14 protein-coding genes are annotated in these 14,365 nt (G+C 73.7%); 7 read left to right on the forward strand and 7 right to left on the reverse strand.

Translation table 11 applies throughout. From position 1 onward, the window contains the following. Nucleotides 1-176: 176 nt before the first annotated feature. Entirely contained in the window at nucleotides 177-863 is a 687-nt protein-coding gene (locus tag Q0195_RS11275) for a response regulator transcription factor (protein WP_299278468.1), read from the forward strand. A 28-nt stretch (nucleotides 864-891) separates the two neighbouring features. Continuing rightward, nucleotides 892-2,196: an ATP-binding protein gene (locus Q0195_RS11280; RefSeq protein ID WP_366518099.1), complete on the forward strand. Its 1,305-nt coding sequence runs from the start codon at nucleotides 892-894 to the stop codon at nucleotides 2,194-2,196. A gap of 15 nt (nucleotides 2,197-2,211) precedes the next feature. Here the strand turns inward: Q0195_RS11280 and Q0195_RS11285 are convergent, their stop codons facing one another. Next, the gene (locus Q0195_RS11285) at nucleotides 2,212-2,805 is read right to left on the reverse strand and encodes a GtrA family protein (protein ID WP_366518098.1); all 594 of its coding nucleotides are present in this window, start codon (nucleotides 2,803-2,805) and stop codon (nucleotides 2,212-2,214) included. 42 nt (nucleotides 2,806-2,847) lie between these two features. Between Q0195_RS11285 and Q0195_RS11290 the strand changes: the two genes are divergently transcribed. Continuing rightward, a complete protein-coding gene (locus Q0195_RS11290; protein ID WP_299278503.1) occupies nucleotides 2,848-4,005 on the forward strand; it encodes a 5-(carboxyamino)imidazole ribonucleotide synthase in 1,158 nt (385 codons plus the stop codon). A 154-nt stretch (nucleotides 4,006-4,159) separates the two neighbouring features. Beyond that, entirely contained in the window at nucleotides 4,160-4,681 is a 522-nt protein-coding gene (purE, locus tag Q0195_RS11295) for a 5-(carboxyamino)imidazole ribonucleotide mutase (RefSeq protein ID WP_299278474.1), read from the forward strand. 9 nt (nucleotides 4,682-4,690) lie between these two features. Here the strand turns inward: purE and galE are convergent, their stop codons facing one another. Then, the gene (galE, locus tag Q0195_RS11300) at nucleotides 4,691-5,671 is read right to left on the reverse strand and encodes a UDP-glucose 4-epimerase GalE (protein WP_299278477.1); all 981 of its coding nucleotides are present in this window, start codon (nucleotides 5,669-5,671) and stop codon (nucleotides 4,691-4,693) included. A gap of 114 nt (nucleotides 5,672-5,785) precedes the next feature. Between galE and Q0195_RS11305 the strand changes: the two genes are divergently transcribed. Further along, nucleotides 5,786-6,949, forward strand: a complete 1,164-nt coding sequence (locus Q0195_RS11305; protein ID WP_299278480.1) for an acyltransferase — start codon at nucleotides 5,786-5,788, stop codon at nucleotides 6,947-6,949. Then, complete coding sequence (locus tag Q0195_RS11310) at nucleotides 6,946-7,362, forward strand: CoA-binding protein (RefSeq protein ID WP_299278483.1); 417 nt, start codon at nucleotides 6,946-6,948, stop codon at nucleotides 7,360-7,362. The genes Q0195_RS11305 and Q0195_RS11310 overlap by 4 nt, the downstream gene beginning before the upstream one ends. An 18-nt stretch (nucleotides 7,363-7,380) precedes the next feature. On the opposite strand, the gene Q0195_RS11315 is transcribed toward Q0195_RS11310, so the two are convergent. The 5 genes from Q0195_RS11315 to Q0195_RS11335 form a co-directional block, all read right to left on the reverse strand. Beyond that, the gene (locus Q0195_RS11315; protein ID WP_299278485.1) at nucleotides 7,381-10,194 is read right to left on the reverse strand and encodes a cation-translocating P-type ATPase; all 2,814 of its coding nucleotides are present in this window, start codon (nucleotides 10,192-10,194) and stop codon (nucleotides 7,381-7,383) included. Between the two features lie 83 nt (nucleotides 10,195-10,277). After that, nucleotides 10,278-11,186, reverse strand: coding sequence for an LCP family protein (locus Q0195_RS11320; RefSeq protein WP_299278487.1), 909 nt, complete (start codon nucleotides 11,184-11,186; stop codon nucleotides 10,278-10,280). A gap of 448 nt (nucleotides 11,187-11,634) precedes the next feature. Continuing rightward, nucleotides 11,635-12,855, reverse strand: coding sequence for an LCP family protein (locus tag Q0195_RS11325; RefSeq protein ID WP_299278490.1), 1,221 nt, complete (start codon nucleotides 12,853-12,855; stop codon nucleotides 11,635-11,637). Nucleotides 12,856-12,961: 106 nt separating this feature from the next. Beyond that, nucleotides 12,962-13,342, reverse strand: coding sequence for a DUF2304 domain-containing protein (locus tag Q0195_RS11330; RefSeq protein WP_299278493.1), 381 nt, complete (start codon nucleotides 13,340-13,342; stop codon nucleotides 12,962-12,964). Nucleotides 13,343-13,368: 26 nt separating this feature from the next. Further along, nucleotides 13,369-14,079: a glycosyltransferase family 2 protein gene (locus Q0195_RS11335; RefSeq protein ID WP_299278496.1), complete on the reverse strand. Its 711-nt coding sequence runs from the start codon at nucleotides 14,077-14,079 to the stop codon at nucleotides 13,369-13,371. Nucleotides 14,080-14,182: 103 nt separating this feature from the next. Here Q0195_RS11335 and Q0195_RS11340 point away from each other — a divergent pair. Next, on the forward strand, nucleotides 14,183-14,365 hold a 183-nt coding region (locus tag Q0195_RS11340), incomplete at its 3' end, for a DapH/DapD/GlmU-related protein (protein ID WP_299278498.1).

Consider the following 14,365-nt stretch of genomic DNA (forward strand, 5'->3'; position numbering starts at 1 on the left):
GACCCAGCCCACACCACCCGGACAAGGGGCCCGCAGCCACCCGGCTGCGGGCCCCTTGCGTCACCACGACACCAGCACGGCAGAGGAGACGCAGATCACTCGCGTCGCGGCACCGCCGGGTAAAACAACGGTGTGCTCGCGACCCGCTTTCCCGAAGAACCCTTTACGATGGCGGCGTGACAAACGTACTTCTCGTCGAGGACGATCCGGCGATCGCCGAGCCGCTCGCCCGCGCGCTGACGCGTGAGGGCTACGACGTGCGTGCCTTCGGCACCGGACAGGGGGCGATCGACAACTCCGGCGACGCGGACCTCATCGTGCTCGACCTCGGGCTGCCCGACATGGACGGCCTCGACGTCGCGCGCTGGATCCGCAGCCAGGGGATGACCACACCGATCCTCGTGCTCACCGCACGGGCGGACGAGGTGGACCTCGTCGTCGGCCTGGACGCCGGCGCCGACGACTACGTGACCAAACCCTTCCGGCTCGCTGAGCTGCTCGCCCGCGTCCGCGCACTGCTGCGCCGGGCCGGCGGGGAGCTCACCGACGAGGACGAGCTCTCCGCGCAGGACGTCCGCGTCGACGTCGCCGCCCACCGCGCCTTCCAGGGCAGCCGCGAGCTCCACCTCACCGCCAAGGAGTTCGAGTTGCTCCGGGTGCTGGTGCGGGAGGCCGGTTCCGTCGTTGCGCGCGACGCCCTCATGCGCGAGGTGTGGGGCTCGGACCCCACCGGCTCGACCAAGACCCTCGACATGCACGTGTCGTGGCTGCGGCGCAAGCTCGGCGACGACGCCAACGACCCCCGCTACATCACCACCGTCCGGGGCATGGGCTTCCGGTTCGAGACGTCCGCAGAGAGCTGAGGCCACCGTGCGTCGTCGTGCCGTGACGATGACGCTCGTGGCGGTCACCGTCGCCGTCCTCCTCCTCGGGGTGCCCCTCGCCATCTTCGGGGGCCTCATGATCTGGGACGCCGAGCGGTCGACGCTCGAGCTGCGCACCTCCTCCCTCGCCCGCTCGGTGGAGCGGCGCATCTCCAACGGGGAGGAGCTCGACGAGGCGATGCTGGCGCCGTGGATCGGCGGCGACGTCAACCTCGAGGCGCGGATCGTCGTCCTGGACCACCTCGGCCGCCGGTTCGTCGGCGGGCCCGACCTCACCGACGAGCAGGTCATCCGCGCCTTCCAGACCACACCGAGCGGCGCGACCGTGCGGATGGAGATCCGGGCCGCCGAGGTGCAGTGGATGGTGGCGCGCGTCGTCGCCCTCGTCGTCGTCGCCGCCATGCTCGCCATCGGGGTGAGCGTCCTCGTCGCCCGCAGACAGGCACGCAAGCTCGCCGCCCCGCTCATCTACCTCGCCGCCAGCGCCGAGCAGATCGGCTCCGGGCAGGCCCGACCCCACCTGCGCAAGTCCGGGATCGAGGAGATCGACCTCGTCGCCGCCGAGCTGGGGCGCACCGCCGACCGCCTCGCCGGCCGCCTCGCCGCCGAGCGGCAGTTCGCCGCCGACGCCTCCCACCAGCTGCGCACCCCGCTCGCCGCGCTGTCGATGCGGCTGGAGGAGATCCAGGCGATCGCCAAGGACGACGACGTCGCCGAGGAGGCCCGCATCGCCCTCGAGCTCGTCGAACGGCTCACCGGCGTGGTGGAGGACCTGCTGCGCAACTCCCGGCAGGCGATGGGCGGCACCACCGAGGCGCTGCGGCTGGAGGAGGTCTTCGCCCAGCAGGCCGAGGAGTGGGCCCCGACCTTCGCCAAGGCCGGCCGCGAGCTCGTGCTGCCGGAGCACTCCGACCTCTCGGTCCTCGCCACGCCGGGCGCCCTCGCCCAGGTGCTGTCCACCCTGCTGGAGAACTCGCTGAAGTACGGGGCCGGCACGACGACGGTGCGGGCGCGGTCCTCGGCGTCCGAGCACGGGGTGGTCATCGAGGTCACCGACGAGGGCCCGGGCGTCTCCGACGACATCGCCCCGGACATCTTCGAGCGCAACGTCACCTCCGGGAAGGGCACCGGGCGGGGGCTGGCGCTGGCCCGCGACCTCGTCGCCGCCGACGGCGGGCGCCTGGAGCTGGCGCAGCGCCGCCCACCGGTGTTCGCGATCTTCCTCTCCGCCGTGCCGAAGACCTTCGACCCCGCCGTCGTCCTCCCGCAGGGGTCCCTCGTCTCGATGGGTCGCCGCCGACGCCGCTGGTGAGCTCGCCGCGCGCCGCTACGGCGTGACCGGTTTCCCCGTGAACACGAGGTAGCGGTAGCAGACGTAGCGGAACGCGGTGCCCAGCGCGAGGCCCACGCCGTTGGCGGCGATGTTGTCGGCGAGCGGGGAGGTGAGGTCGAGCACGTAGTGCGACACGGCCAGCGTCCCGACGGCGATGAGCATGCCGCCCGCGTTCACCAGGAGGAACCAGCCCAGCTCGCGGCCGCGCTCCGCCCGGCGCGTGTCGGCGAAGGCCCAGTAGCGGTTGCCCAGCCAGGAGACCAGCGTGGCGACGACGACGGAGACCACCTTGGCCGTCAGCGGCTTGTGGCCGAGCACCTCGCCCGGACCGAAGCGCAGGAGGTTCATCAGCCCGACGTCGACGACGAAGGCGATGCCCCCGACGGTGCCGAACTTCAGCAGCTCCAGCACCCGCTGCTGCCACCGTAGCCACCGCCCGCGCGCCGCGGCGCGGGTCCCGACACCCGTCCCAGGGGCGGGTGCCAGGTCCGCGTCCCGCTCCAGCTCCTCCACGGGGGCGGCGGGGGAGGAGCCGGGCCGGCCGGCTCCCCGCGCGGGCGGGTCCGCCGCTGCCTGGGACGAGGTCACCCCCTCAGAGTATCGGCAGTAGGCTCGCGGACCGTGGGATCAGTGGTGGCAGTGGTCGGCGGCGGGCAGCTCGCCCGCATGATGCAGCAGGCGGCGATCCGCCTCGACGTCCGCCTGCGGGTGCTCGTCGAGGCCTCCGACGGCGCGACGGGCCAGGTGGTACCCGACGCCCCGGTCGGGCGGCCCGACGACGCCGCGGCGGTGCGGGGTATCCTCCCCGGCGCCGAGGTGCTCACCTTCGAGCACGAGCACGTGCCCAGCACGCTGCTCACCGAGCTCGAGGCCGAGGGAGTCGCCGTCCGCCCCGGCGCCCGCGCGCTGCGCCACGCCCAGGACAAGATCGTCATGCGCACCGCGCTCACCGAGCTCGGGGTGCCCTGCCCGCGGTGGGCCGCCGTCCGCACCCGGGAGGAGCTCACCGCCTTCGGTGAGGCCACCGGCTGGCCGGTGGTCGTCAAGACCGCCCGGGGCGGCTACGACGGCAAGGGGGTGCGGGTGGTCGCCCGGGCGGACGAGGCCGCCGACTGGCTCGACGCCCTCGGCCCGGAGGACGCCCTGCTCGCCGAGGAGCGCGTGCCCTTCACCCGGGAGCTCGCCGTCCTCGTCGCCCGCCGGCCCAGCGGCCAGATCCGGGCCTGGCCGGTGACCCAGACCGTCCAGCGCAACGGCGTGTGCGCGGAGGTCTACGCCCCCGCACCCGACCTCGACCCGGCGCTGGCCGACCGGGCCGTGGACGTGGCCACCCGGATCGCCGAGGGGCTCGACGTCACCGGGGTGCTCGCCGTGGAGATGTTCGAGTACGACACGGACGGGACCGGGCCGAGGGTCGCCGTCAACGAGCTGGCGATGCGGCCGCACAACTCCGGCCACTGGACGATCGACGGTGCCGCGACGAGCCAGTTCGAGCAGCACCTGCGCGCCGTCCTCGACCTCCCGCTCGGCCCCACCGAACCGCGCGCCCCGGTGAGCGTCATGGTCAACCTCCTCGGCAGCGAGCTGGCCGACCCGGCCACCGCGCTCGACGAGGTCTTCGCCCGCTGCCCGCGCGCCCGCGTCGAGCTCTACGGCAAGGAGGTGCGGCCGGGCCGCAAGCTCGGGCACGTCACCGTCTACGGCGAGGACCTCGAGTCGGCCCGTGACGAGGCACGCGCAGCCGTGTCGCTCCTCTACGGGGAGCCCCGGCCCGACCGGCGCAGCTGAGACCGGCGAGCGCGTCCAGGAACAGCGGCGCGCCACCGTCACCTGCGCGCGAGCCGACGGGGGCCAGGCACCCGGGGCGCAGGACGGTTCGCCGCAGCCCCGCGCGGTGCGGCACAGTGGGCACGTCACGCGACGAGCGAGGAGAGGAACGCAGATGGACGTCGGGATCGTCATGGGCTCGGACTCCGACTGGCCGGTGATGGAGGCGGCCGCCGACGCGCTGGAGGAACTCGGCGTCACGCACGAGGTCGACGTCGTCTCGGCGCACCGCATGCCGGAGGAGATGATCGCCTACGGCAAGAGCGCCGCCGACCGCGGTCTGCGCGTCATCATCGCCGGCGCCGGTGGCGCCGCGCACCTGCCCGGCATGCTGGCCGCCGTCACCCCGCTCCCCGTCATCGGGGTGCCCGTCCCGCTGCAGCACCTCGACGGCATGGACTCGCTGCTGTCCATCGTCCAGATGCCGGCAGGTGTGCCGGTGGCGACGGTGTCGGTGGGCGGGGCCCGCAACGCGGGTCTGCTCGCTGCCCGGATCCTCGCCGCCGGGACCTCCCAGGACGACCTGCGGCTGCGGCAGCGCATGGTGGAGCTGCAGGAGAACCTGCGCGCGCAGGCCCAGGAGAAGGGCGCCCGGCTGCGGGCCGCGCGCCGCCACACCACCGGCTTCTCGGCCTGACGGCCCGCGTCAGCCGATCCGCCGCGGACCCGCCTGCCACGCCTCCCAGGCGCTGGCGATGATCTCGGGCAACCCGTTGGCGGCGCGCCAGCCGAGCACCTCGGCGATCCGGTCGGCGGAGGCGACGAGCCGCGGCGGGTCGCCCGCCCGCCGCGCGACGACGTCCGCGGTGACGTCCAGCCCGGACACCCGACCGATCTCCTCGATGACCTCCCGCACCGACGCGCCACGTCCCGTGCCGACGTTGAACACCGCGGCGGGACGCTCGTCGCGGTCGAGGTGGTCGAGGGCGGCGAGGTGGGCGTGGGCGAGGTCGAGCACGTGGATGTAGTCGCGGATGCAGGTGCCGTCGGGGGTGGGGTAGTCGTCGCCGAAGATCGTCGGGCGCTCGCCGCGGGCGAGCCGGTCGAGCACCATCGGGACGAGGTTGAGGACCGCCGGGTCGCCGAGCTCGGGCCACCCCGCGCCGGCGACGTTGAAGTACCGCAGGCTCGCCGCGCGCAGCCCCCAGGCTCGCTGGGCCGCGGCGATGAGCCACTCGCCGACGAGCTTCGTCTCGCCGTAGGGGTTGATCGGCCGCGGCGTGGTGTCCTCGGTGACGAGCTCGACGTCCGGCATCCCGTACACCGCGGCGGAGGAGGAGAAGATCAGCCGGTCCGCGCCGGCCGCCTCCATGGCGGCGACGACGTTCGCCAGCCCGGTGACGTTCTGCTGGTAGTACCAGGCCGGGCGCTGCACCGACTCCCCGACCTGCTTGCGGGCCGCGAAGTGGATGACCCCGGTGACGCCCCGCTCACGCATCACGCGCTCGAGCCGCTCCTGCGCGTCACCCGCCGCGACGTCGAGCTCGACGAGGGTCGCCCGGCCCACCCGGTCGGCGCGGCCGGTCGACAGGTCGTCCACCACGACGACCTCCTCGCCGCGCTCCTGGAGGAGGCGGACGACATGGGCCCCGATGTACCCGGCCCCGCCGGTGACGATGATGCTCATCGCCCCAGGCTATAGCGGCCGGACGCGGCGGCGGCGCGCACCCGGAGGGACGGGGCGTTACCAGATCGTGATACTCGGGTCGCGGTCCCGCGGGACGGTGGTTAGCGTCGATCGGTGGCCGACCAGACCCTCACGGGTGCACCCGACCGACGCGCGGCCCACGAGGCGGCGCATCCGTCCGCCCCGACACCGCGCCGTGACGCGGGCCGCCCGCGCCTCTACGGCATCGACGCGCTGCGCTTCCTCGCCGCGCTCGGCGTCATGCTCTACCACTACGTGGCCCGCGAGCACTCCTCGTGGGGCGACCGGCTGCCGGGCGAGGTGTTCCCCGAGCTCGGCCGCAGCGTCCTGTACGCCGCGCTCGGCCCGGAGCTGTTCTTCGTCATCTCCGGCTTCGTCATCCTCATGACGGCGTGGGGCAAGGACGTGCCGTACGTCGTCGCCTCCCGGGCGGCCCGGCTCTACCCCTCCTACTGGGTGGCCGTCGTGGCGACCAGCGTGCTCCTGCTGTGGGTGTGGCCCGGGGGCAAGGACATCACCCTGTCCCAGGCGGTGGTCAACCTCTCGATGGTCCAGGCCCTGGTCGAGGTGCCGAACGTCGACGGCGTGTACTGGACGCTGTGGACCGAGCTGCGCTTCTACCTGCTCATCCTCGTCCTCGTCGCCGTCGGCATCACCCGGCGACGGGTGCTCGCCTTCTGCGCGCTGTGGCCGCTCGCCGCCGTCCTCGCCGCGGGCAGCGAGTACCCGGCGATGGTCCTCGTCTCCGGCTACGCCCCGCTCTTCGCCGGCGGCATGCTGCTCTACCTCATCCACCGGGACGGGCACGCGTGGCTGCCGTGGCTGCTGCTCGCCGGCAACGTCGTGCTCGCCCAGCGCGACGTCGTCGCCGCCCAGCTCGAGTCGCTGGCCCGCAACACCGCCTACGCGCCCTCGGCGACAGCGCTGACCGTCGGCGTGGTCGGCTGCTTCGCCGCCGTCGCCGCGACGACGCTCACCCCGCTGCGCTCCCTGCGCTGGGCCTGGCTCGCGCGGCTGGGGATGCTCACCTACCCGCTCTACCTCACCCACGAGCACTGGGGCTGGTGGCTCATCCACCTCCTCTACCCGCACCTCGGCCGGTGGCCTACCCTCCTCATCACCTGCGGCGCCGCGCTGGCGGCGGCGTGGGCGCTGTACCACGGTGTCGAGAAGCACGTCGGGCCGCGGATGCGGCGCGCGGTCGAACGCGGCCTGCGCCGGAATGTCCCGGCGAGGAGAGGGGTTGCCCCGGCATGAGCCACCACAACGACATCGCCGTCATCGAGCGCCTCCTGTCCACCCCCGGCCGCTGGGCCGTCGTCGGGCTGTCGAACAACCGGTCCCGCACGGCCTACGACATCGCCGCCTACGTCCAGGAGCTCGGCATGGAGATCGTGCCGGTCCACCCCAGGGCCGAGACGGTCCACGGCGCCCAGGGCTACCGGACGCTGGCCGAGGTCCCCGGCCGGATCGACGTCGTCGACATCTTCGTCAACTCCTCGCTGGCCGGGGCCGTGGTGGACGAGGCGATCGCCGTCGGCGCCAAGGCGGTGTGGCTGCAGCTCGGGGTCGTCGACGAGGCAGCAGCCGAGCGGGCCCGGGCCGCCGGGCTCGACGTCGTCATGGACACCTGCCCCGCGATCGAGGCCCCGCGCCTCGGGCTGCGCTGAGACCCCGCCGGCGGGGTGTCAGGCGGCGGCCCGCCGGGAGCGGGCGCGCAGCACCGCCTTGCGCAGCTCGTCGAGCCACAGCACCGAGGACGCCATGGCCGCGGCGACGAGCCAGTGGCCCAGGTCGAGGGACGCCGTGCCGAACGCCGTCTGCAGGAAGGGCACGTGCACGACGAGCACCTGGAGCAGCAGCGCCACGCCCAGCGCCCCCCACAGCCACGGGTTGACGAAGAGCCGGTGGAAGGCGCTGGTCGTCTCCGAGCGGGAGTTCAGCGCGTTGAACAGCTGGGCGAGCACGAGGGTGGTGAAGCCGGCGGTGCGGGCCACGGCGAGGGAGTCCTCGCCCTCGACCAGCCCGCCGGGCAGGAAGACGTCCATGGTGAGCAGCGTCGCCGCGGCCATGACGAGCCCGATGAACAGGATCCCGCCCCACATGCGCCGGTCGATGACCCGCTCGTCCAGCCTCCGGGGAGGCCGGGCCATGACGTCGTCGATCTCCGGGTCCACCCCCATGGCGAGCGCCGGGAGGGAGTCGGTGACGAGGTTGATCCACAGGATCTGCACCGCGAGCAGCGGGACGACGACGTCGTCCGCGTCCGCGGCCCCGGTCAGCCCGATGACCCCGGCGAGCACCACCCCGAAGAACACGGTGAAGACCTCGCCCATGTTCGAGGAGAGCAGGTAGCGCAGGAACTTCTTGATGTTGTCGAAGATGACCCGGCCCAGCCGGACCGCCGCGACGATGGTGGCGAAGTTGTCGTCACCGAGGATCATGTTCCCGGCCTGCTTGGTCACCTCGGTGCCGGTCACCCCCATCGCCACCCCGATGTCGGCCGACTTCAGAGCCGGGGCGTCGTTGACGCCGTCCCCGGTCATCGCCACCACCCGACCGTTGGCCTGTAGGGCGTCGACGATGCGGTTCTTGTGCTGGGGCGACACCCGGGCGTAGACGCTCACCTCCTCGACAGTGGCGGCCAGGGCGGTGTCGTCGAGGCGGTCGAGGTCGGCTCCGGTCAGGGCCCGGCCGCCGGGCTCGACGATGCCCAGGTCGGCGGCGATGCGGGCCGCGGTGCCGGGGTGGTCGCCGGTGATCATCACCGTGCGTACCCCGGCCCGGCGGGCCTCGGCCACGGCGAGGGCCGCCTCCTCCCGCGGCGGGTCGATGATCCCGACGACACCGGCGAGCACGAGGTCGCGCTCCAGCCGGGTACCGTCGTCGTCCTCCGTCAACCCCTCGTCCGCACCGAGGGGACGGTAGGCCACCGCGAGGGTGCGCAGGGCGCGCTCGGTGAAGGAGCGGACGCCGGCGAGCACGCGTTCACGGTCGGCCGGGGTGAGCTCGACCGTCTCCCCGCCCCGGCGCACGTGCGTGCAGCGCTCGAGCAGGACGTCGGGTGCGCCCTTGGCCATGAGCGCGCGGCGGCCGTCGGGGTCGCGGACGAGCACCGACATCATCTTGCGCTCGGAGGAGAACGGGACCTCGCCCTCGCGGGTGTACCGCGCGACCAGCTGCTCGGTCCCGGCGAGCTTGCGGGCGGCCACGAGGAAGGCGGCCTCGGTGGGGTCGCCCTCGACCACCCAGCTGCCGTTCCGCCGGTGCAGCTCGGCGTTGCCGGCCAGGGAGCCCCCGGCGAGGGTGAGGAGCACCTCGTCGTGGAGCGCACCGGTGGTGAGGGGGGCGCCGTCGGCGACGACGTCGCCCTCCGGGGCATAGCCGATCCCGGTGACCTCGGCCTCCCCGGACGCGGTGAGCACCCGCTCGACGGTCATCTCGTTGCGGGTGAGCGTGCCGGTCTTGTCGGTGCAGATCACCGACGCCGACCCGAGGGTCTCCACCGAGCCGAGCTGCTTGACCACGGCCCGACGCCGAGCCATCCGCTGCACCCCGATCGCCAGCACCATCGACAGGATCGCCGGCAGCCCCTCGGGCACCGCCGCCACGGCGAGGGACACCCCGAGCAGCAGGACCGTGACGAGGTCGCTCGCCGAGGAGACGTCGTTGACCAGCGCCGTCACCACCATGACGACGAGCGCGATGACCACCACCGTGACGCCGAGGAGCTTGGAGACCTGGGCGACCTCACGGTCGAGCGGGGTGGGGTCCTCCCGCGTCTCCTCGAGCAGCTCGGCGATCGCGCCCATCTCGGTGGCCATCCCCGTGGCGGTGACGACGGCGCGGCCCACGCCCTGCGGGACGGCGGTGCCCTTGTGGACCATGTTCGTCCGGTCCCCGAGCTGGACCGGCGCCGGCAGGGTCGCGGGGGACTTGCTCACGGCGGCGCTCTCCCCGGTGAGCGAGGCCTCCTGCACGCGCAGGTTGCTCGCCGAGAGCACCCTGGCGTCGGCACCGACCGCGTCCCCCTCCGACAGCACGAGGATGTCCCCGCGGACGAGCTCGGCCGAGGGGACGGTGCGCAGCTCCCCGTCGCGCAGGACGGTGGAGGTCGCTGCCGTCATCGCGCTCAGCGCCGCGACCGCGTCCTGCGCCTTGGACTCCTCGACCAGCCCGATGACCGCGTTGAGGACGACGACGGCGAGGATGACGATGGCGTCCACCGGCGCACCGTCCGGCCCCTCGACCAGCCAGGCGACGAGGGAGATCCCGACGGCGACGAGGAGGAGGTAGACGAGCGGGTCCTGGAACTGCGCCAGGACGCGGCGCCACAGCGGCACGGGCGGGGCGCTGCGCAGCTCGTTCGGCCCGTCGGTGGCGAGCCGCCGGGCGGCCTCCTCGCTGCTCAGCCCGGTGGCCGGGTCCACCCCCAGCCGGCGGGCGACGTCGGCAGCGTCGGTGACGGTGGGGTCGAGGTCGAGTGTCGAGGAGGTGGTCACCGCTCCATCATCCGTCCGTTCGCGCGGCGGGGAAGGGGGGGAACGTCCCACCGGCCCGGCGCGCCCGGTGCCGGCGGGACCCGCTACTCGAAGTCGGCGGCCGTGAGCCGGCCGTCGCGCAGCCGGGCGAAGAAGTCGGGGGCGCGCTCGGGGTCGAGGAGCACGGTCGAGCCGACGTTGCCCGGCCGGTAGTCGTAGTCCGCGATCGGCGGGGTGCCGATGAGCCCGTCGTTGCCGGTGGCCGAGCGGAAGGCGAGCGCCATCCGGCCCAGGTCGATGATGCCGGTGTCCTCGTCGGCGACGATCGCGCTGAGGCCGGAGTCGATGAGCTCGACGTGGCCGCGCGGGTCGAGGAGGGTGGCCGGCGTGGTCACCTCGGAGATGATCGCGCTGACGATCTGCCGCTGCCGGGCGGTGCGGCCGATGTCGCCCTCCGGGTCGGCGTACCGCATCCGGGCGAAGGCGAGCGCCGTCTGGCCGTCGGCCGGGTGGCAGCCCGCCTCCCAGACGAGGTCGCTGCGCCAGTCGTCCACGTCGTAGTCGAGGCAGAGCTCGACTCCGCCGACGGCGTCGACGACGTCCCGTACGCCCGCCATGCCGATCTCGACGTAGTGGTCCACGGTGAGCCCGGTGAGGCCCTCGACCGTTGCGACGAGCAGCTCCGGCCCACCGTAGGAGTAGGCGGCGTTGAGCTTGTTGCTCCCGTACCCGGGGATCTCGGTGAACGTGTCGCGGGGCAGGGAGACGAGCACCGCCGGGCCGGAGCTCGGCTGGTGCATGAGCATGATCGTGTCGGCGCGCTGACCCTCGACCGAGTCCCCGGCGGCGCCGTCGGCCCGGGAGTCGGACCCGGCGAGGAGGAAGGTCGTGCCCGGGGTGCCGGGTGCGCCGGAGAGGGCCGGGACGTGGCTGATCCGCCCGTCGGCCCAGACGAGCAGGCCCACCGGCCAGGCGAGGAGGAGGACGAGGAGGACGACGACGACGGCGAGCACCCGCCGTCCCCGGCGGCGCCGGCGGCGTCGCGGAGGGGCAGGGGCCGGCGGCGTGGGCCGGGCCGGCACGGGATGGTCGCCCGCCTCAGCCGGTGTGGCCGCCCGCGGGGCGTAGGCCGGGGCGGTGGCCTGAGCCGGCCGGGCGGCACGCTGCTGCGGCGCGGGGCCGGGCTCTGCCGTGCCCCGCAGCGACCGCCGCTCGGGTGTGGCCGGGCGGGCGGTCGGCATCGGGCGGGTGGCGCCGGCGCTGTCCGGGCTGCCGACGGGACGGGCCCCCCGGGTGTCCGGACGAGGGCGCGAGGCGTTCGGTGCGAAGCTCGGCGGCATCGCCGGGTCCCCCGGCCGCGGCCGGTGTCCGCGCCCGCGGCGCTCGTCCTGGCTCAATCTCACTCCCGGTGTCTGTGCTGGGCCAATGTAGTGGGTCCGGCCCGGTCCGCGTGGGAGGCGCTCAGCCGCAGATCGACGTCGGGGTCGGCTCGGGCTCGGCGGTGACCGGCGGGGCGGTGGGCTCCTCGGTGGCGTCGTCGCCGGTGCCGTCGCCGGTGTCGTCCTCCGGTTCCTCCGCGGTGGGCTCCTCGCCGGCGGCGTTGAGCGCACCCTGGATGGGTTCGTCCTCCCGCAGCGCCTGCCACAGTGTCTCCGCCTCGGCCGCCGGGCGCACCCGGTTGCCGGCCCACTCGAAGGGCATCGTCTCGAAGACGATGTTCTCCAGGTCGATCCCGCGCAGCGAGTAGGCGAGGCCGGCGAGGGTGGGGATGGAGCCCAGCTCGGTGCCCGTGGTCAGCGTGGAGGTCGCCGCGTCGAGGAACCGGTAGAGCGCCGGGAGGTCGGTGAGGAGGTTCTTCGACAGCGCCTCGCGGGCGATGGCCGCGACGAGCTGCTGCTGGCGGCCGATGCGGTCGATGTCGGAGCCGTCGCTGCCGGGCACGTTGTACCGGGCCCGGGCGAAGCCGAGCGCGTCGCGGCCGTCGAGGACCTGTTCCCCGGCCTCCAGCTCGAGCTTGGCGCGGCGGTCGCTGATCGGCTCGGGGATGCACATCGGCACCCCGCCCAGCGCGTCGATGACGTTGATGAACCCGGCGAAGTCGACGATGACGAAGTCGTCGATGTAGACGTCGGTGAGCTCCTCGACGGTGCGCATGGTGCACGCCGCCGCGGTGCCGAGGTCGCCGCCGTCGGCGCCCATCGCGAAGGCCGAGTTGAACATCGCGTCGTACTGGGGCGCCGTCCACGTGCCGTCGCCCATCCGGCACGAGGGGATGGTGACGAGCGAGTCGCGCGGGATGGACACGACCTCCACGCGCTGCCGGTCGGCGGAGATGTGGGCGATCATCGTCGTGTCCGAACGTTGCCCGCCCTCCGGGGTGGTGCCGTACTCGTCGTTGACCTCACCCGCTCGCGTGTCCGAACCGAGGACGAGGATGTTGATCGGCCGGCCGGCCGCCGGGTCGAGCGGCTCGTCCGCGACGTCGCTGCCCGCCGCCGTCGGCCGGTCGCCGAGGTAGTCGGTGATGTCGTGCCGGTCGATGTTGCCCTGGATGTCGTTGTAGGCGATGGCGAAGGCGCTCGTGCCGAACAGCACGACGCTCAGCACGGACAGCGCAACGCCACGGGCGCGGCTGAAGTACCCGCGCTGGGAGGTGGCGTGGCGTGGCGTTCGGGCAGACACAACTGTCGATCTTAGGCGCGAGGGGTGGGTGGGCCGGCAGCGACCCGGTGGGGTGATCGTGGAGAGATTGTGGAGGTCGGCGGCGCGGAGCGCGCCCCGAGACGGGTCAGCGGCCCTGCGGCTCGTCCTCGCGCCGCGGGTCGGGGCCCTCCAGGCGGGCCCGGGTCAGCGCCAGCTCGCGGGTGAGCACGGTGATCTTGCGCTCCAGCTCACCGAGCCTGCGGTAGCTCGTGGCGATGAAGCCGAGGAAGGCGATGACCAGGGAGTACAGGAGCAGGTCCGCGCCGCGACCCACCCCCACCCGCCGGGCCAGCCAGGTGAGCCAGTCCGGGAAGACCACCGACGCCGCTGCGACGAGGACGAAGGCGACGAGCAGGATGCGGCGGATCGCCTGGTGGCGGGCGTTCGCCGTCGTCCGGGTGAGCATCACCGCGACCACGCCGACCCCCGCGAGCAGGAGGACCTGGATGACGATCTGGTCGGACATGGGGCTCCAGCGGGTCGGGGGACGGGTCAGCGGAAGATGAGGTCGACGAGGATGTTGACCGAGTTGAGCAGCGACTGGCCCTTGGCACGCGAGTAGTCCGTGTACAGCAGGTGGACCGGGTGCTCGGCCCACGGTAGCCCGGTGCGTCCGAGCTGGGCGACGATCTCGGTGGCGTGCGCCATCCGGTCCTGGCGCAGGTCCAGCCGCGCGGCGGCGTCGCGGCGGATCACCCGCAGCCCGTTGTGGGCGTCGGTGAGCCGCAGGCCCGTCGTCCGGTTGGTCACCCACACCGCGAGCTTGAGCACCACCCGCCGCAGCAGGCCCGGCTGGGTCCGCTTGTCGAGGAAGCGGGAGCCGAAGACGACGGCGAGCCCCTCGGTCCGGGCCCGGTGCACCATCTCGGCCGCGTCACGCACCTGGTGCTGGCCGTCGGCGTCGAAGGTGACGAGGTACGTCGCATCGGTCCGGTCCAGCACCCACGCGATCCCGGTCTGCAGGGCGGCGCCCTGGCCCAGGTTGACCGGGTGCTGCACGACGACGGCACCTGCCTCCCGGGCCCGCCGCGCCGAGTCGTCGGTGCTGCCGTCGTCCACGCACACGACGTTGGGGAAGACCGTGCGCGCCTCGGCGACCACGTCACCGATCACCGCCGCCTCCTGGTAGAGCGGGACGACGAGCCAGGCGTCGGTCACCGGGGACGACGGCGCACCACCCGGTGGCAGCGGCCTCTCGCTCATGGCGGCCATTGTCGCAGCGCACCGGCACCCGACCGGACCGCCCTCCGGGCGACTCGCTAGCCTGAGCCCAGCGCGCTGTGCACCGGCAGCGGGGAAGGGACGCATGACAGCACGGATCTTGGACTCGGCCGACGTCGCCGCCGACGCCCGCATCGGCGACGGCGCCACCGTCTGGCACCTGGCACAGGTACGCGAGGGGGCGCAGGTCGGCCCGGGCTGCGTCATCGGGCGCGGCGCCTACATCGGCACCGGCGTGCGGCTGGGCCGCAACTGCAAGGTGCAGAAC

The organism is uncultured Georgenia sp., from assembly GCF_937958535.1.
Taxonomy (GTDB): Bacteria; Actinomycetota; Actinomycetes; order Actinomycetales; family Actinomycetaceae; genus Oceanitalea.